This window comes from Ruegeria sp. CE8, from assembly GCF_056537465.1.
In genome coordinates this window covers 455,839-474,091 of sequence record NZ_JBQFRP010000001.1, presented here as the reverse complement: position 1 = coordinate 474,091, position 18,253 = coordinate 455,839, and the positions used below count along the sequence as shown (strand labels likewise).

The following is an 18,253-nucleotide window of genomic DNA, read 5'->3' as shown; positions in this document are numbered from 1 at the left end:
CAATAAGAGAATGCAGCCTGCCCTTGCGACAGGCTGCGGAAAAACGCCTTATTAATCCCGATGGCGCATTGCGTAAGCAACAAGAGCCGCAGTCGAACCGTCCTTGCCGGATGCGTTTTCTTCGCCGTCTACAATCGGGCCGAGTGACGTTGCCAGCTCCTTGCCCAATTCCACACCCCACTGGTCGAAGGAGTTCATACCCAGCAAAACCCCTTCTACAAAAACGCGATGCTCATAAAGGGCAATGATCTGGCCCAGCACAAAGGGTGTGAGCTTGGGATAGATCAGCGTTGTCGATGGGCGGTTGCCCGGGAAAACGCGGTGACGCGCCTGCCGTTCCAATTCAGCACCCTCCAATCCCTTCTCGGCCATCCGCTGCCGCGCTTCATCCAGGGAACGGCCGCGCATCAGCGCCTCGGACTGGGCAAGGCAATTGGCGAGCAATAGGCGGTGGTGGTGCGTGAGTTCGGGTTCGTGCCCTTCGGCGGCCACCATGAACTCGCAGGGAACCACGTCGGTACCCTGATGGATCAGTTGATAGAACGCATGCTGGCCATTCGTACCCGGTTCTCCCCAGACAACAGGCCCGGACGGCATGGTCAAATCGCTGCCGTCCATGGCGACGGATTTGCCGTTCGATTCCATTTCCAATTGCTGGAAATACGCAGGTAAACGTAACAAGCGCTGATCATAGGGCAGTACGGCCCTGCTGGTATGGCCCAACACCTGACGATGCCAGACGCCGACCAGCGCCAACATGACCGGCATATTCTCGGCCCAATCGGCAGCGCGGAAGTGCACGTCCATCGCCTGCCCGCCCCGCAAAAAGGCGTCAAAGGCGTTCGACCCGACGGCGATCATCACCGGCAGGCCAACCGGACCCCAGACTGAATAACGACCACCAACCCAATCGGCAAAGCCGAAGACCCGGTCCTCGGGGATGCCAAAGGCCTGCGTCTTGTCCAACGCGCTGGATACGGCGGCAAATTGCTTGGTTGGATCGCCGCCGCCATCCTCCATCCAGGCCCGGGCCGTCCGGGCGTTGGTCATGGTTTCAATGGTCGTGAAGGTCTTGGACGCGACGATCACCAGCGTGCGCGTCGGATCGAGCTGGCGCAGCGTGTCCGCGATATGTGCGCCATCCACGTTGGAAACATAGTGCAGCCGTGGCCCGTCGTGATACGGCGCCAGCGCGTGCGTTGCCATGACCGGCCCCAGATCCGAGCCGCCGATGCCGATATTCACCACATCGGTAAAGCTGCCCCCTGCCCCGGAAACCGCGCCGCCGCGCACCTCTTCGGCAAAGACCCGCATCCGTTGCAGCGTGTCCATCACATCGGGCATGACGTCCAGACCGTCCACTTCGACCGGGCCGCCATCCAGATTGCGCAATGCCGTATGCAGCACCGCACGCCCTTCGGTTTCGTTGATCTTTTGCCCCGTAAACATCGCCTCGCGCCGCTCGGCTAGCCCGGCTTCATCGCACAATCGGATCAACGCGTCGCGTACATCGCTGTTGATCTGCGTTTTCGAGTAGTCAAACAGAAGATCACCGGTCGAGGCCGAATAGCCCTGCGCGCGGTTCGGATCGGCTTCGAAAAGGTCCAGAATGGCCTGGTTTTGACCGTCGGACGCCAAGGTTTTGAGTGGGGTCAGTTCCATCTTTATTACTCCGCCCAATGAACCGTTATGCCGCTCAGCGCGGCGGCGATTGGGGCCTCTTCCGGCGGCAGGGACATGGCTTTTTCCAACGCATCGCGTTTGGCGGCCCCATAGATGATCAGGTGCTTGGACAGTGCACCATCCAGCACCGGCGCGGTCAGAGTAATACGCGCTTCGGGCTGTGTCTCGGTCCGGGCGACCGCGAGGGTTGGCGCGTGACTGTCCAAGGCTGCCTCAAGCCCCTCCATCCCCGGAAACAACGAGGCGGTATGCATGTCCTCGCCCATTCCCAACACCAGGACCGACAACGGCAGCACCGGATTTATCAGGCTTTCGATCTCAGGCAGCACATCTTCAGGTTCCTTACCCTCAAGATACAGCGGAACATACTGGGCGACTGAGGCACGGTTTGTCAGCAAGCGTTCACGGATCAAACGCTCGTTCGACCGTTCGCTATCACCCGGGACACACCGTTCATCCGTAGGCAGAACCCGCACGCGGTCCCATTCAAGATCCGCCGCGCAAAGCCCGTCAAACACCGGACCCGGAGTCGTGCCGCCCGGCACGGCCAGAGAGACCATATCATGATGTAGCAAGGCGGATTCCAGCTCTCCGGCCAGTGCGTTTGCGACGTCGATGGCCAGCATGTCGCGGTCGGCATATTCCTGAATCTTCATGGGTTTATTCCTTGCCAGCGGCGACCGTCTCGTTTCATCAGCAGCTCGGCGTCGCCCGGACCTGTGCTGCCACTTTCATAGGGTTTAGGTACGTCACCACGGGCCTGCCAGCCCGCAATGATCGGATCGGTCCACGCCCATGCGGCTTCGACCTCATCGCCGCGCATGAACAAGGTCTGATTGCCCCGTATCACGTCCATGACCAGCCGTTCATAGGCGTCTGGCGGGTCTTGATTTTCCGGTCCCAGCGCCTCGGCGAAACTCATGTCCAGGGGCACGTCGACCAGGCGCATCCCACCCGGCCCCGGTTCCTTGATCGTTACTTTCAAAGTTATGCCTTCGTTCGGCTGCAACCGGATCGACAGGACATTGGCGTGGCGCCCGGCCACTTCGCCAAAGATCGAATGCGGCGCATCCTTGAACATCACATTGATCACCGAAGACCGCGCCACCAGCCGCTTACCAGTTCGCAGGTAGAACGGTGTACCCGCCCATCGCCAATTGCTGATATGCGCCCTTAGCGCCACATAGCTTTCCGTGGTCGAGCGTGGGTTGCCAACGACCTCACGATAGCCCGAAGCGTTGCCACCGCCATCGAACTGTCCGCGTACAATGTGATGCGGTTCGACCTGATCCAACGCCCGGATGACTTTGAGCTTTTCATCCCGCACCGCATCCGGGTCAAACTTTGCCGGCGGCTCCATCGCGATCAGGCAGAGCAACTGCATCAGGTGGTTCTGCATCATGTCGCGCATTGCACCTGCACGCTCATAATACTCTTCCCGCCCGTCAATTCCTACGGATTCGGCCACAGTAATCTGAATGTGATCAACGTACTGGCTGTTCCAGAGAGGCTCGAACAGCATGTTGCCGAACCGAACCGCCATCAGATTCTGGACGGTTTCTTTACCCAGATAGTGATCGATCCGATAAATCTGGCCCTCGTTGAAATGCGCGGCCAGCGTTGCATTCAGGGCCTTCGCGCTATCCAAATCATGGCCAAAAGGCTTCTCGACCACGATGCGCGTATCCGGCGTCGCCAAATCATTTGCCTTTATCCGCTCGGCCAATGGTCCAAACAGGCGCGGCCCGACAGAAAAATAGAATGCGCGCACCCGGTTTTGGTTCAGCTTGTTGGCCAGTTGGTCCCACCCTTCATCCGAACAGCCATCCAGCTTAACGTAATCGACGCGGTTCAAAAACGCGCGCAACGCTTCCTCGTCCTGACACTGCTTTGCCGCGTAGGCACGCAACGATTCGGCCACAACGCCCTGAAATCCTTCCCGGTCATACTCGGTTCGCGCCGCGCCCACGATTTGCACGCCGTCGGCCCATTGCCCCGCGCAAAAGCGCCTGAACAAAGCTGGCAGAATCTTACGTTGCGCCAAATCCCCGGTCCCGCCAAAGATGACGAGATCGAACGGATCAACGGGTATGACGCGAGAAACCATGACTTTTCCTTACCTTGCCCCAATGGGCATGTCCAACGTTAGCGCAACCAATCACGCCGAAATTCCCATTATCAAAACTCTGTCAGGTCGGTCCTGCCTTACTTAACTATCCCAAGTCGAACAGTTAAATCAGAGGATGACTTCAAGGAACCGGATACCGGAATGAAAGACAACGCGCCTCAGACCGCCAATATCGGCAAGTTTCAGAACAAATTGGTGACAGCAGATGGACAAACCCGCGCCTCCGTTGCGCTGAACAACCCTGAGACGTTGTGGTTCAATACCGGTACCTTGTGCAACATCGAATGCGTGAACTGCTACATAGCCAGCAGTCCGACCAACGACGCACTGGTTTATATTACCGCTGAAGAAGTCCGCGATTATCTGGACCAGATCGAAGAGCGCAACTGGCCTGTGCGCGAAATTGGCTTCACGGGCGGCGAGCCCTTCATGAACCCCGAAATGATCGACATGACCCGCGTGGCTTTGGAGCGGGGTTACGAGGTTCTGATTCTGACTAACGCCATGCAGCCGATGATGCGCCGCAAAATGCGCGAGGGGATGCTGGAACTGAAACGCGACTACGGGAACAAGCTGACCCTGCGTATCTCGGTCGACCACTACCGCCCCGAACTGCACGACGAAGAGCGTGGCAAAGGCAGCTTTGAAAAGACCCTCGCCGGCATGGAGTGGTTGCGCGACAACGGGTTCAACATTGCCATTGCTGGCCGCACGGTCTGGGGGGATTCCGACGCGGAAAGCCGCGCCGGGTACGAGGCGTTCTTCACACAGCACCGCTTTGACATCGACGCACAGAATCCGGGCCAGACCGTTCTGTTCCCCGAGATGGACGAGTCTGTCGAAGTTCCTGAAATCACAACAGCTTGCTGGGGTATTTTGAACAAGTCTCCAGCCGAGGTGATGTGTTCTAACGCGCGTATGGTGGTAAAACGCAAAGGTGCTAAACAACCCGCCGTTCTGGCCTGTACCCTACTGCCGTACGAGCCGGAATTCGAAATGGGCGCGACACTGGCCGAAGCCGAGGCCGACGTGCATCTCAACCACCCGCATTGCGCCAAGTTCTGCGTTTTGGGTGGAGCCAGCTGTTCGGGCTGATCAGTTCAGTTCGGGTGACTTCCAGTATTTGGTTCCCGACGCCCCGGCCGAAACGCGCCAGCCTTTCTTGCTGAGCACAAAGAAGGATCGTCCATTCGTGAACCTGAGCGTCTCATCCGTGCGCTCTTCGCCGTACATCGCGCCTGATTCCGCAGTGGCGTCATAGCCATAAGTGATGAAGTGATCCAAATCCGCCTGTGTTTCGAACAGGATCACGAATTTCGTCTCGAACCCGCCTATCCCGATGGCCGCGCCAACGCCTCCGGTCCCCATGTTCATGTAAGTGTGCTGGCCCGTTTCCTTGTCTATCGCGACACCGCGACCGTAACCGGCCGAGACCGGAAATACGGTTACCTTTCGGGAATCAAAGACCGCATACCCCGCGCTGACGTCATAAAGCGCCTGTGCCTCGGGGTTTTCCGCCAGCAACTGCGCCAAGACGTCCGAGGCCATGACATCCAGCTTGGCCCGGGTTTCCTCTGGCGTTGCCTCATTGGAAAGCAGATCGGACGTTGACGTGAGCGTTTCGTCGACCGCAGTCGCCCCTTTTTCGATCGTCTGACCGACGCTCTCCGCCCCGCGTCCAATGGCGCCTGCGGTGTTCTCCGCGCCTTTCTTGATTTTGTCGAGAACGCCTTCGGCAGACGCAGGTCCGCTTAGCAGAACAGCTGCGGCAAACAATACTACTCTAGGCATCCCGGGGTTCCGTATGTGGCCAATGAATTGACCGACACGTTACCTAATATGCCGAAAAAGTATATGGGTCTTTGCTTTGACAGGTTGAGAAACCCGCTCAGGTGATTAATTCACCCGAAACTCTCCCACAACATTGCGCCATTCTCCGGGCGCGATCATCTTGCGGTGCGTAAACCGCACGGAATGCAGCGGCCCATCGATCTCGCGCTGCCAGAATTCAATAAAATCGAACAGTTTGGGATGATCCGGCGCAAGGTCGTAATCCTGCCAGATGAACGTGTTGAGTACGTGAATATAGTCGGGCATGTGATAGAAAAATTCCGCTGTCGTCAGCCCGTACCCCTTGAGCATAAGTTCCGTTTCGCTTTGCTCCATGCAGACCTCCAATTTTTTGCAAGGTCTCTTCAGCATAGCACGAAAACTGGCTAACCCTTAGTTAACAATGTGTTACTCTGGTGTTACAGGGGTTTTTCGCGCGCGAAATCGTTGCTTGCTTGCACCTTATGTGCTGGGTCTGATAAGGTACATCCACAAGATATAGACCCAGCACAATAAACGGGCAGTTTACGTGAGCGATACGCCAGAAATCCCCGAAAACATGGATGAAACCCCGCCCGAGCGCCCCGTCTATGACGGCCCGACGGTGTCCATCGAATCCGAGATGCGCACCTCGTATCTCGATTACGCGATGTCGGTTATCGTCAGCCGCGCGATCCCCGATCTGCGCGACGGGCTGAAACCGGTGCACCGCCGTATCCTTTACGCGATGCACGAGACAGGGAATACGCATGACAAGGCCTATCGTAAATCGGCCCGTCCGGTCGGCGATGTGATGGGTAAGTACCACCCGCATGGCGACAGCGCGATCTATGACGCGCTGGTGAGGATGGCGCAGGATTTCTCGATGTCGCTGCCACTGCTGGATGGTCAGGGCAACTTTGGCTCAATGGACGGCGATAACCCGGCGGCCATGCGGTATACCGAAGTTCGCATGGACAAACCCGCCGCGTCTCTACTGGCCGATATCGAAAAAGAGACGGTCGATTTTCAGGACAACTATGACGGTAAGGACAAAGAGCCGACGGTTCTGCCCGCGCGTTTCCCGAACATGCTGGTCAACGGTGCCGGTGGTATCGCCGTGGGTATGGCGACCAATATCCCGCCGCACAATCTGGGCGAAGTCGTCGACGCTACGCTGGCGCTGATCGACGATCCCGACCTGACCTCGGAACAGCTGATCGAATACGTCCCCGGCCCGGATTTCCCGACCGGCGGCGTCATGCTGGGCCGGTCCGGCGCGCGCAAAGCCTACCTGGAAGGCCGTGGCAGCGTCATCATCCGCGCCAAAACCCGCGTCGAAGAGATCCGCAGGGACCGCTACGCCATCGTCGTCGACGAGATCCCCTATCAGGTGAACAAATCCTCGATGATCGAAAAGATCGCCGAGGCCGTGCGCGAGAAGCGGATCGAAGGCGTAGCCCACGTACAGGACGAATCCGACCGTAACGGCGTGCGCGTCGTGGTCGAGCTGAAGCGTGATGCGACGCCCGAAGTGGTGCTGAACCAACTCTATCGCTTTTCGCCGATGCAGACCTCATTCGGCTGCAACATGCTGGCATTGAACGGCGGTCGGCCCGAGCAGCTGACCCTGCGCCGCTTCCTGACCTCGTTCATCGACTTCCGCGAAGATGTTGTCGCCCGTCGCACTGCCTATGACTTGCGCAAGGCACGCGAACGCAGCCACATTCTGTGTGGTCTGGCCGTGGCCGTTTCGAACGTTGACGAAGTTGTTGCCACGATCCGGTCCTCGGCTGACGCGGCGCAAGCGCGTGAAAAGCTGATGACGCGTCGCTGGCCTGCATCTGAAATTGAAGGTTATCTGCGCCTGATCGACGATCCGCTGTCCAAGATGAACGACGACGGCACTTATAACCTGACCGAGGTTCAGGCCCGCGCCATCCTCGACTTGCGCCTGCAGCGCCTGACCCAGCTGGGCGTCAAAGAAGTCACGGACGAGCTTGAAGAACTGGCCGCCAAGATTAAAGAATACCTGGATATTCTGTCCTCGCGGGAACGCATCATGTCGATCATCGGTGATGAATTGCGTGCGGTTCGCGAGCAGTTCGCCGTTCCACGTCGCACCGAGATCGTCGACTGGTCCGGCGACATGGAAGACGAAGACCTGATCGAACGTGAAGACATGGTCGTGACGGTCACCTCGGGCGGCTATATCAAGCGCACGCCGCTGGCCGATTTCCGCGCTCAAAAGCGTGGCGGCAAGGGATTGTCGGGGATGCAGACCAAGGAAGAGGACGTGGTCACCACCCTCTTTGTGGCGAATACACATACCCAATTGCTGTTCTTCACCACCGACGGGATGGTCTATAAGCTCAAGACCTGGCGCCTGCCTCAATCGGGCCGTACCGGCAAGGGCAAAGCCATCGTTAACATCCTGCCGATCCCGACGGGCGTTTCCATCGCCGCGATCATGCCAGTGGATGTCCCGGATGAAGAATGGGAGAACCTGCAGATCGTCTTCGCCACCAGCGCGGGCGACGTGCGCCGTAACCGCCTGTCGGATTTCACCAATGTCCGCCGCAACGGCAAGATTGCTATGAAGCTGCCGGAAGGCGTGGAACTGGTGAACGCCCGCATCTGCTCGGAAGACGAAGACGTGATGCTGGTCACCAATTCCGGTCGAGCGATCCGCTTCCGGACAACGGATGTTCGCGTCTTCAACTCGCGTGAATCCACTGGTGTCCGCGGCATCAAGCTGACCAATGGCGACCGCGTGGTGTCGATGTCGGTAATCCGCCACTTCGAGGCCGGTCCGGATGAACGTGCCGCTTATCTCAAGATGCGTCGGGCCGTTGAAGGCATCGCCGACGATGGTGAAACCGACGAAGACGAAGCAGCGCCCGGCATGATCACACAAGAGCGTTACGCTGAAATGTCGGCGGCCGAAAACCTGATCCTGACGATCACGGCTGGCGGCGCGGGCAAGTTGAGCTCCAGCCACGATTACCCGGTCCGGGGTCGTGGCGGTATGGGCGTGGCGGCCATGGACAAGGCGATGCGCGGTGGTGAGCTTGTGGCATCGTTCCCGGTCGACATCGAGGATCAGATCATGCTGGCCACGTCCAAAGGACAGTCGATTCGGGTGCCGGTCGAAGGGATTTCCTTCCGGTCCCGCTCGGCTGGCGGTGTGAAAGTCTTCAACACCGGCAAGGGCGAAGAGGTCGTCAGCGTCGCCTGGATTGCCGATCAGGGCGACGAAGAAGCCGAAGAATAAACTAAAATGCCCGGGTGCCGGATCAGCGGCACCCGGTTCCGTTCAGGTCAGGTAGGTGTTGAAAAAGGCAATCGTTCTTTTCCATGCCAGATTGGCCGCAGCCTCATCATATCTTGGAGTCGTATCGTTGTGAAAACCGTGGTTCACATCCGGATAGAAATGCACGCTGAACTTCTTTTGATTGGCCGATAGCGCCTCGGAATATTCCGGCCAACCGGCATTGATGCGATCATCCAGACCGGCATAGTGGATCATCAGCGGCGCTTCTATGGATGGGACATCCTCGGCCGGGGGCTGTCGACCATAGAATGGTACCGAGGCCCCGAGGTCCGGATAAGCCACGGCCAATGCATTGCACACACCTCCGCCATAACAGAACCCGACAGCGCCGATCTTGCCGGTCGACAGATCGTGATCGCGCAGGAACTCATAGGCGGCAAAGAAATCCGCCATCAGCTTTTCCCGATCCATCGAACGCTGCATCTCACGCCCTTCATCGTCTGTTCCGGGATACCCGCCAAGCGGCGACAGCCCGTCGGGTCCGAATGCCAGGAAGCCAGCCTTGGCCGTCCGGCGGACGACGTCCTCAATGTACGGATTGAGTCCACGGTTTTCGTGAACGACGAGAACCGCAGGTAACTTCCCCTCAGCATTTGCGGGCATGGCCATCAAGCCACTGGTCTGAGCGTGTCCATCAGGACTGTCGAACTCGACCACCGTGGTTTCTATGTCCGGATCATCCGGGGCGACCTGTTGCGCCCACGCGTAGTTGGGCTGCAACTGGTCCAGGATCATGGCGCCGGTTACTCCGGCGGCGGTGTATTTACCGGCCTTGGAGATAAACTCGCGCTTCGACATGGTGCCATGCACATATCCGTCAAAGATTTCGAGGATCCGGGGATCAAAGTCACTGGCTTTCTTGCGGGCGTTTCCGGTCATCGTTGCCTCCCAAGCGATGGTATCGGTGCAACGATGGTAACCGGCCTTGGCGCGCCCGCAAACTCACAAGTCGTACAAAGTGCTGAACTTGCCTTCGAGATAGCTCAGCAATGGCTCTGGCCCCGGTTCGATTCCACTAGCGCGCTGAATAGTCTCGCGCGGCGCGTAAAGCCCGCCATATTGCTGCAAGTTCCCGCGCAGCCATCCTGTCGCACTCGAGGTGTCCCCGCTGGCCAACTGCGTATCCAAATCCGGTACGGCCACCCGAAGCGCCTGATACAGGCACCCGGCATAAACGTTGCCCAGCGAATAGGTCGGGAAGTACCCAAACAGCCCGACCGACCAGTGCACATCCTGCAAACACCCATTTGACGGCTTGTCGATTGCGTAACCGAAATCAGCCTTGAAACGGTCATTCCATGCTGCCTCAAGGTCCGCGACTTGCAGGTCACCTGCCATCAGCGCGCGCTCCAGATCAAAGCGCAGCATGATGTGGAGGTTGTACTGCACCTCATCCGCTTCGGTTCGGATATAGCCGTTATGGACACCGTTCACCGTGGCGTAGAATGCATCCTCGTCTGCTATGCCGAAATCGCCAAACGCGTCTTTCATCTGACCAAACAGCCAGCCGGTGAAGGCGCGAGAACGGCCCAACTGGTTTTCGTAGATCCGGCTTTGGCTTTCATGCACGCCCATCGACACGCCCTGCCCCAACGGTGTCAGCGTATAGGCAGGGTCGATGCCTTGCTCATAAGCGGCGTGACCGACCTCGTGAATGGTCGAATAGAAACAGTTGAACGGATCGGTCTCGCTGGTGCGAGTGGTGATCCGAACGTCCAGCCCGCTGCCCGAGCTGAACGGGTGCACGGCCTTGTCGATACGGCCTGTGTTCAGGTCATACCCGAAGGTGACGGCCAGTTTCTGCGACAACCTCATCTGGGCCAACTCGTCAAAACTGCCGGTCAGACCAGCCGGTGCGGGTTTGTCCAGCACCGCCGCGCGTAATGCCACCAGACGGGGACGCATCTGATCGAATATCTCTGCGATCTGTGTTCCGGTCGTGTACGGTTCATAATCCTCGACCATGGCGTCGTAGATGTCTCCGCCTTGCGCCAGCGCTGCGCCCTCTTCACGCTTCAGAGCGACAACTTCGCCGAGCGCCGGTAGAAAGGCAGCGACATCCTCGTCGGCACGGGCCTGCGCCCATGTGCCTTGCGCGGCCGACGTGACACGCGCAATGGCCGTGGCCAGATCAGCCGGAACTTTGACCGCCCGATCATAGGCGCGGCGAATTTCGCGTAGCTGGGCGTGCTCGACCTCATCCTCAGCGCGAGCCTGTTCCAGCCAGTCTGCTACGCGAGGGTCGGAACGGCGAGAGTGCAAGACTGCCTCGATCGCGGCCATCTCTTCGGCGCGCTGCGAGGCCGCACCGCGCGGCATCACCGTTTCCTGATCCCAGCCCAGCCGTCCGGCAATCTGCCCAAGGGCTGACGTTTCACGTTGGAACGCCATCAGGTCTTTGTAAGCACTCATCGGTGTCAGGCTCCGCGCAGAGAGGTTGCGATTGGATAAGCCGTCAGGAAGCGGGCGCGCAGGATAAGCGTCCAGACAACCACGGCCATGAACTGGTGGAAGATGGCAATCTGCCAAGGCGCTCCGTAGACCACGGTAAGGATGCCGATAACCACCTGCAAAGACAGGGCGGCAAAGGCCGCGTTAAAGGCAAAACGCGTTTGGGGGTGTGCGCTGGTGCTGCCACGACGCCAGACGACCACGCCAAATGCAAACAGCAGATACCCCGCGCAACGGTGAATGAACTGAACTAGGCCAGGGCTTTCAAAAAAGTTCCGCCACATCGGCTCCAGTATCGTTGCATCGGGCGGCAGGAGCTGTCCACCGATCAGCGGCCAGTCGGTGTAGGACCGGCCAGCGTCGATCCCGGCCACCATCGCGCCAATGAGTATTTGTAGAAAGGCGAAATGCATCAGGCCGGTGGACAGTGAGAATAGCCGCGCTTCTTTCGCGCGGCGAGCCTGCATCAGGTCACGTTCTTCACGGCCCAGCATAAAGATGTACCAGGCGAGGAACCCAAGGATCACAAAAGCAAGACCCAGGTGGATTGCCAGTCGATAGCTGGCGACAGCGGTCATCCCCTCGCCCTGCGTCACGCCCGAGGCGACCATCCACCAGCCGACCGCGCCCTGAATGCCGCCGAGAATGCCGGGGATCAAAAGTCTGCTGGTCCAACCGACGGGAATTTTTCGAGCAATTAGGAACCCAAAGAAACCAATGGCCCAAACCAGACCAATCACGCGGCCCAGTTGGCGGTGCCCCCATTCCCACCAGTAGATCGTTTTGAAATCATCCAGCTCCATCCACTGGTTCTGGATGCGCCACTGGTCGATCTGCTTGTATTTGTCGAACTCGGCTCGCCAGTCGGCCTCGCTCATCGGCGGGATGGCCCCGGTGATCGGTCGCCATTCGGTGATCGACAGTCCGCTATCGGTCAGGCGGGTCAGCCCGCCCACAGCGATCATCACGACCACAAGTGCAAACAGGATCATCAGCCAGATGCGAATGGCCTTGCGCGCACCGCCGCGCCCGCGGTCAATCATACCCGGTTGAACGGCTTGTTGTTTTTCTGTGTCTGAGACGTCTTCGAAGATGCTGCGCTTACCGCTCATGCTGTCCTCTTGTGCCTTGGATTTCGTCGCAAGCTAGGGTGAAGCGGAACATAGGTCCAGCCTCAGCCCTTGTCTTTCCAGCGGACCATCTGCCGCATGATCCCGTGCAACATCTGCACGTCCGCCCGTGTCATGCGCATCCGCGACCACAGGTTGCGCAGGTTGGTCCTCATGCCTTCGGCCTTCTCGGGTGGATAGAAGAAGCCAGCCGCCTCGAGCCGATCCTCGTAGTGCTCGACCAGTTTCTCGACTTCGATCCCGGTGGCCCAGTCACCTTTGCCCAGATCGGTGGCCTCATGCACTACGTCGCCGGTTTGGCGCATCCACTCATAAGCGGTGAGCAACACACACTGCCCAAGGTTAAGCGAAGCGTATTCAGGGTTCACAGGCACCGAGATGATGGCGTTTGCCTTTGCGATATCCTCATTATCTAACCCGGCGCGTTCGGGCCCGAACAGGACCGAAACCTTCTCGCCAGCCGCGACCTTCTCAGCCGCGATCTGCATCGCGCGCTCGGGGCTGTAGACGGGCTTGGTCAACCCGCGTTGCCGCGCCGTGGTCGCAAAGACAAATGTGCTGTCGGACAGCGCGCCGGCCAGATCGTCGAACAGCTGCGCCTCATCCAACAGACGCCCGGCCCCGCTGGACATCGCAACGGCCTTGGGGTTCGGCCACCCGTCGCGTGGCGCGACGATCCGCATCCGGTCCAGCCCAAAATTCCACATCGCCCGCGCGGCGGCACCGATGTTTTCACCCATCTGCGGGCGCACAAGCACGAATGAGGGCTGGGATTTATCGCTGGGCATGACTGTCTCCGAAAGTTCCGCCTGCTCTAATCGCCGTTCCGGCGCAGGGCAAGTCGATCATTTCACTGAACTGTGCTCTGCCTGAATAAATCGTCATTGCGGCGGGAATTCACTTCTTGTCAGCATCGAGGCAGACTTCCCGGCAACCTGCATTTCGTCCAGGGCGACCTCAAAGCAACGCGCGAGTCCGAATTTTCGGGACGCGTGATACAGATAGTACCGCGCGTAAATATCCAAGTATTGGCGGTCATTGGGTCGGGAAATGACTTCAAGTTTGCGGGACAAGAAATCCTCATACTTTTTGCACGCTTCTCGGTAATCGCCTCTCCGATGTAAGAAATCTGCCTGTAACAGGGTCACTTTCGCAAGATCTTCGGCGATAAGAGCAACGCGATCCAAGTATTGAAGGGCCTCATCGTATCTGTGCAAATTGTTGAGCCTGCACGCCCGAGCAATCAAAAACGCATTCTTTACCGCAGCAATTTCCTGTTTCATGTTTTCAGCCTAATTGCCCATTCAGACCAAGCTATTCCCTAAGCACCTGTAAAACAACAACCTACTGCCCATATTCAGACGTCAATGCTTCAATTTTGACCCCAAAATTTCTGTAAAAGTTTGCTTCCCCGCCGCAATCCGCTAAACCGCGCAAAAGACTGAAAGCGAAGGACGCGCCAATGGACACCCCCGAGCAGCCACAGATTTACCTGATTACGCCACCGACCATCGAGTTGAGCAAATTCCCCAATCGCTTGGCCAGCGTGCTGGACGGGGCCGAAATCGCCTGTATTCGCCTGGCGCTGGCTGGCGGAGATGAGGACACCATCGCCCGCGCAGCCGATGCATGCCGTGAAGTAGCTCATGCGCGGGACGTGGCACTTGTGATTTCGAACCATGTGTTGCTGGCACAGCGTTTGGGACTGGACGGGGTACATCTTGATGACGCCGCACGCTCCGTTCGCGCCGCGCGTAAAGAACTGGGCGCTGACGCCATCGTTGGCAGCTTTTGCGGGGCCTCCAGCCATGACGGCATGACGGCAGGCGAAGCGGGTGTTGACTACGTGGCCTTCGGCCCGGTCGGAACGTCGACCTTGGGTGACGGCACGACTGCCGAACGTGATCTGTTTCAGTGGTGGTCCGAAATGATCGAAGTGCCGGTCGTTGCCGAAGGCGGGCTGACGCCAGAGCTGATCCGAGACTTGGCGCCGTGTACCGATTTCTTTGGCATCGGTGAAGAAATCTGGACGCAGGAAGACCCTCTGGCCGCACTAAAAGGTTTGACCGACGCGATGCGCTGAACCGTGTGAGCGTTAACCCTTGCGCCCGCATCTGGCCTGCGGCATGACATCGATATGACTCAGAACAGCGACATTCTTTGCATCGGCTCTGTCCTTTGGGACGTGATCGGCCGGTCTGCTAGCGCCATGCGACAGGGCTCGGACGTGCCGGGGCGGATTACCCGCCTGCCCGGCGGCGTGGCCATGAACATTGCCATGACCCTCGTGCGCTTTGGCATGACCCCCACCCTGCTGACCGCCATCGGACGCGACCCCGAGGGCGATGAGCTGGCTAATGCCTGTGCACGTTTGGGCATGGTAACCGACCACATCTACCGCTCGCAGGACTTGCCGACCGACCGCTATATGGCCGTCGAAGGAGCAAACGGGCTGATCGCAGCAATTGCCGACGCGCATTCGCTTGAGGCAGCGGGAGCAAAGATTCTGCGGCCTCTGATGCACGGACCGCTGGGATATGAGAACGCCCCTTTCGAAGGTCCCATCGCGCTGGACGGCAACCTGACGCTGAATCTGCTAGAAGAAATTGCCCAAAGTCCCGCTTTCGCGCGCGCCGATCTGCGCGTGGCTCCGGCCTCGCCCGGTAAGGCTGAACGGCTTCTGCCGTTTCTGAAACACGCCCGTGCCACGCTGTACGTGAACCTCGAAGAGGCTGGCATCCTATGCCAGCGTGAGTTCGCAGACTCGGAAAGCGCCGCCAAAGGCCTGCTGGATCGCGGCGCCCTGCGCGTGCTGGTCACGGATGGCGGCAATTCGGCTACCATCGGCAGCGGAGATGAAATCCTGACCCAAACACCCCCATCCGTACTGGTCACCCGCGTGACCGGTGCGGGCGACACATTCATGGCGGCCCATATCGCCTCAGAATCCGGTGGCGCATCCAGCGCCGAGGCTCTGACCCGCGCGCTGAACGCCGCCGCAACATACGTATCCGGAGAAACCCCACTGTGATCGACATTCAATATTCCGCCGAGGTCCGCGCCGCCAAAGACGCAGGCCAACCCATCGTTGCGCTGGAAAGCACCATCATCACCCACGGGATGCCGTACCCTCAGAACATCGAGGTTGCGGCACAGGTCGAACAGGACATTCGCGACGCGGGCGCGGTTCCGGCAACGATGGCTGTGATCAAAGGCAAGCTACACGTGGGCCTTGAGGCCGACGAGCTGAAATCGCTGGGCCAGGCCCAGGGCGTCGCCAAGTTGTCGCGCGCCGATATGGCCGCCTGCATGGCGACCGGCGGCACCGGCGCGACCACGGTCGCGGCCACGATGATCGCCGCACAGTACGCCGGCATCGAGGTCTTTGCGACCGGTGGTATTGGCGGTGTTCATCAGGGTGCCGAGACGACCTTTGACATCTCGGCCGACTTGCACGAACTGGCACAGTCGCCGGTAACGGTTGTTGCTGCGGGCGCCAAAGCCATCCTCGACCTGGCCAAAACGTTGGAGGTTCTGGAGACTCTGGGCGTTCCGGTCATCGCCTATGGGCAGGATGAGTTCCCAGCCTTCTGGTCCGCGAAATCTCCCTACGCCGCCCCGCTTCGCATGGATAACCCGGACGATATCGCCAAGGCCCACGCAACGCGCCGCGCTCTTGGTCTTCCGGGCGGTCAGCTGGTCGCCAACCCGATCCCAGCGGAGGATCAAATCCCAGCCGAGGAACTGGCCCCCATCATTGCCTCGGCGCAGGCCGATGCGGATGCGCATCGTATCAGCGGCAAGGGTGTAACGCCCTACCTGCTGCAACGAATATACGAGCAGACAGACGGGCGCTCATTGACGGCCAACATTGCCTTGGTGCGTAACAATGCACGTCTGGCGGCCGGAATTGCACGTGCCCTGTCCGACCGGGACGATTGACATAAACCTATTGTACCGACACACCGGACTGCTTAACTAACTCGGCAGAAAACCGCTCAGGGCCATAATGAACACACCATTTGACGAAGAACCGCATCGCCGCCCGGGACTGCTGTCCCGGCTGCGCGCGTCGTTCCTGACAGGCATTGTGGTCATTGCACCCGTTTGGCTGACGATATGGCTGATCTGGTCAGTCGTCGGCTGGATCGACAGTGCGGTGCTGCCGCTTATCCCTCAGCAGTTTCAGCCTCAGCAATATGTCGGAATCAACCTGCGCGGCGTGGGTGTCGTCATCTTCCTGACCTTCACCGTGATCGTCGGCTGGATTGCAAAGGGCATTCTGGGCCGGTCCCTGATCCACTTTGCCGAAAGTCTTGTGAACCGGATGCCGGTGGTCCGGTCTGTCTATTCCGGGATCAAGCAAATCTCGGAAACCGTGTTTGCCCAGACCGAGCGGTCCTTCGAGAAAGCCTGCCTGATCCAATACCCGCGCCGGGGCATATGGGCGATTGGCTTTGTCTCCACCGCTGCAAAGGGTGAAGTCAGCGAGCGGGCAGAAACCAGTGGCGACCTGCTGGGAGTGTTCGTCCCGACCACCCCCAACCCGACCTCGGGGTTCCTTTTGTTCTTTCCGGCCGAGGACGTGATCATACTGGACATGTCCATCGAAGACGCCGCTAAGCTGGTGATTTCTGCGGGCCTTGTTTACCCCAACGAAAAAGACCCGACGCAACCGCCCGAGTGATCAGCCAAACATCTCGGGCAAATTGACAGTACTTCGTTCGCTCAGATCGTTTTTGTGATCGTCAATGAACCGATGCGCCGCAGCGCGCCCGGCCTCTTTCAACTTGTGTAGGATCACCGGGTTCGGAACCGTTTTCGTCGCCACCGATAAGTCGTTCATCAACTCGTCATCTGCGATCATATGCACAAACACGCGGCTCATCTCTCCGGCTTTCAGCTTTCCTTCGGCCAACAGACGTTGAACAAAGCTGATTGCCCGCAGTTCGCGGAACAGGGATGAATTGAAGCTGATCTCATTGATCCGGTTCTGGATTTGTTGCGGCGTTTTGGGCACCTCGTCCCGTTCTAGCGGATTGATGTTCACGATCACCACGTCGTCCGGCAGATCCGCGTTGAACAAAGGATACAGCGCCGGGTTGCCGGTATAACCGCCATCCCAATATGCCTCTTTCCGACCTGATTTCGGGTCAAATATCTCAACTGCCTGAAACAGGTTCGGCAGGCAGGCCGAAGCCAGAATGGCATCCGTCGAGATCTCGTCCCCGGTAAAAACGCGGATCTTACCGCTGCGCACACAGGTCGCGCAGACAAACAACTGCGGCCCTTCATCGGTACAGATTTCGTCAAAGTTGAACCGATCCACAACCGGTTCAAGCGGGTTGCGATAGAATGGACCGTAGGCGTAAGGCGACACCAGACGCGACCAGGCATCGCCGACCGAGAAAGGCAGCGAATATTCCATCGCCTGCGCGATCTGAGCGGGCTCCAACGCCTGCATCCAATTGGCCATGCGCATGTCGCCCACCGCGCCCATGCGAGCCCACAGCCCGTTTAGACTTGCCCGCGCGCCGTCGCGCCCGTTGTGAACTATCCCGGACTTGAACGCGGCCCCGTTCAACGCTCCGGCCGAAGTTCCGGTGATCGCCGCGACCTCGATGTCCTCTTCGTCCAGAAGCCGATCCAGAACGCCCCAGGTAAAGGCCCCATGCGCCCCACCACCCTGCAATGCCAGATTGATCCGTTTCACTGTGG

17 protein-coding genes are annotated in these 18,253 nt (G+C 58.9%); 6 read left to right on the top strand and 11 right to left on the bottom strand.

What is annotated here, in order from left to right; translation table 11 throughout:
• Positions 1-51 precede the first annotated feature (51 nt).
• The 3 genes from pgi to zwf are packed head-to-tail and all read right to left on the bottom strand — an operon-like array spanning position 52 to position 3,790.
• On the bottom strand, positions 52-1,662 hold the full coding sequence (pgi, locus tag ACR0AA_RS02405; protein WP_480755361.1) for a glucose-6-phosphate isomerase: 1,611 nt from the start codon (positions 1,660-1,662) through the stop codon (positions 52-54).
• 5 nt (positions 1,663-1,667) lie between these two features.
• Entirely contained in the window at positions 1,668-2,339 is a 672-nt protein-coding gene (gene pgl, locus ACR0AA_RS02400) for a 6-phosphogluconolactonase (RefSeq protein WP_480755360.1), read from the bottom strand.
• The gene (zwf, locus tag ACR0AA_RS02395) at positions 2,336-3,790 is read right to left on the bottom strand and encodes a glucose-6-phosphate dehydrogenase (protein ID WP_480660423.1); all 1,455 of its coding nucleotides are present in this window, start codon (positions 3,788-3,790) and stop codon (positions 2,336-2,338) included. The genes pgl and zwf overlap by 4 nt, the downstream gene beginning before the upstream one ends.
• 162 nt (positions 3,791-3,952) lie before the next feature.
• Here zwf and ACR0AA_RS02390 point away from each other — a divergent pair, with 162 nt between their 5' ends.
• Positions 3,953-4,906 (top strand): radical SAM protein, encoded by a 954-nt coding sequence (locus ACR0AA_RS02390; RefSeq protein WP_480660425.1) that lies wholly within the window; start codon positions 3,953-3,955, stop codon positions 4,904-4,906.
• Here the strand turns inward: ACR0AA_RS02390 and ACR0AA_RS02385 are convergent, their stop codons facing one another.
• Both ACR0AA_RS02385 and ACR0AA_RS02380 read right to left on the bottom strand, forming a co-directional pair.
• Entirely contained in the window at positions 4,907-5,602 is a 696-nt protein-coding gene (locus ACR0AA_RS02385) for a lipid-binding SYLF domain-containing protein (RefSeq protein ID WP_480660427.1), read from the bottom strand.
• Positions 5,603-5,707: 105 nt separating this feature from the next.
• On the bottom strand, positions 5,708-5,977 hold the full coding sequence (locus ACR0AA_RS02380) for an usg protein (protein WP_239334929.1): 270 nt from the start codon (positions 5,975-5,977) through the stop codon (positions 5,708-5,710).
• A 193-nt stretch (positions 5,978-6,170) separates the two neighbouring features.
• Between ACR0AA_RS02380 and gyrA the strand changes: the two genes are divergently transcribed.
• Positions 6,171-8,894, top strand: a complete 2,724-nt coding sequence (gene gyrA, locus ACR0AA_RS02375) for a DNA gyrase subunit A (protein ID WP_480755359.1) — start codon at positions 6,171-6,173, stop codon at positions 8,892-8,894.
• Between the two features lie 42 nt (positions 8,895-8,936).
• Here the strand turns inward: gyrA and yghX are convergent, their stop codons facing one another.
• From yghX to ACR0AA_RS02350, 5 genes are all read right to left on the bottom strand, one after another.
• Complete coding sequence (yghX, locus tag ACR0AA_RS02370; RefSeq protein ID WP_480755358.1) at positions 8,937-9,833, bottom strand: YghX family hydrolase; 897 nt, start codon at positions 9,831-9,833, stop codon at positions 8,937-8,939.
• 63 nt (positions 9,834-9,896) lie between these two features.
• Complete coding sequence (locus ACR0AA_RS02365; RefSeq protein WP_480755357.1) at positions 9,897-11,366, bottom strand: carboxypeptidase M32; 1,470 nt, start codon at positions 11,364-11,366, stop codon at positions 9,897-9,899.
• A gap of 5 nt (positions 11,367-11,371) precedes the next feature.
• On the bottom strand, positions 11,372-12,517 hold the full coding sequence (gene ctaA / locus ACR0AA_RS02360; protein WP_480660435.1) for a heme A synthase: 1,146 nt from the start codon (positions 12,515-12,517) through the stop codon (positions 11,372-11,374).
• A 62-nt stretch (positions 12,518-12,579) separates the two neighbouring features.
• Positions 12,580-13,323 (bottom strand): RNA methyltransferase, encoded by a 744-nt coding sequence (locus tag ACR0AA_RS02355; RefSeq protein ID WP_480755356.1) that lies wholly within the window; start codon positions 13,321-13,323, stop codon positions 12,580-12,582.
• Between the two features lie 93 nt (positions 13,324-13,416).
• The gene (locus ACR0AA_RS02350; RefSeq protein WP_480755355.1) at positions 13,417-13,818 is read right to left on the bottom strand and encodes a hypothetical protein; all 402 of its coding nucleotides are present in this window, start codon (positions 13,816-13,818) and stop codon (positions 13,417-13,419) included.
• A gap of 179 nt (positions 13,819-13,997) precedes the next feature.
• Here ACR0AA_RS02350 and ACR0AA_RS02345 point away from each other — a divergent pair, with 179 nt between their 5' ends.
• From ACR0AA_RS02345 to ACR0AA_RS02330, 4 genes are all read left to right on the top strand, one after another.
• Positions 13,998-14,618 carry a thiamine phosphate synthase gene (locus ACR0AA_RS02345; protein ID WP_480660441.1) on the top strand — a complete coding sequence of 207 codons (621 nt, stop codon included), beginning with the start codon at positions 13,998-14,000 and terminating at the stop codon, positions 14,616-14,618.
• A gap of 54 nt (positions 14,619-14,672) precedes the next feature.
• On the top strand, positions 14,673-15,566 hold the full coding sequence (locus ACR0AA_RS02340) for a PfkB family carbohydrate kinase (RefSeq protein ID WP_480660443.1): 894 nt from the start codon (positions 14,673-14,675) through the stop codon (positions 15,564-15,566).
• A complete protein-coding gene (locus tag ACR0AA_RS02335; protein ID WP_480660445.1) occupies positions 15,563-16,477 on the top strand; it encodes a pseudouridine-5'-phosphate glycosidase in 915 nt (304 codons plus the stop codon). Before ACR0AA_RS02340 ends, ACR0AA_RS02335 begins: the two co-directional genes overlap by 4 nt.
• Positions 16,478-16,544: 67 nt before the next feature.
• Positions 16,545-17,222: a DUF502 domain-containing protein gene (locus ACR0AA_RS02330; RefSeq protein WP_480660447.1), complete on the top strand. Its 678-nt coding sequence runs from the start codon at positions 16,545-16,547 to the stop codon at positions 17,220-17,222.
• Here ACR0AA_RS02330 and ACR0AA_RS02325 read toward each other — a convergent pair whose 3' ends face one another.
• Positions 17,223-18,248, bottom strand: a complete 1,026-nt coding sequence (locus ACR0AA_RS02325; RefSeq protein WP_480660449.1) for a patatin-like phospholipase family protein — start codon at positions 18,246-18,248, stop codon at positions 17,223-17,225.
• Positions 18,249-18,253: the final 5 nt, after the last annotated feature.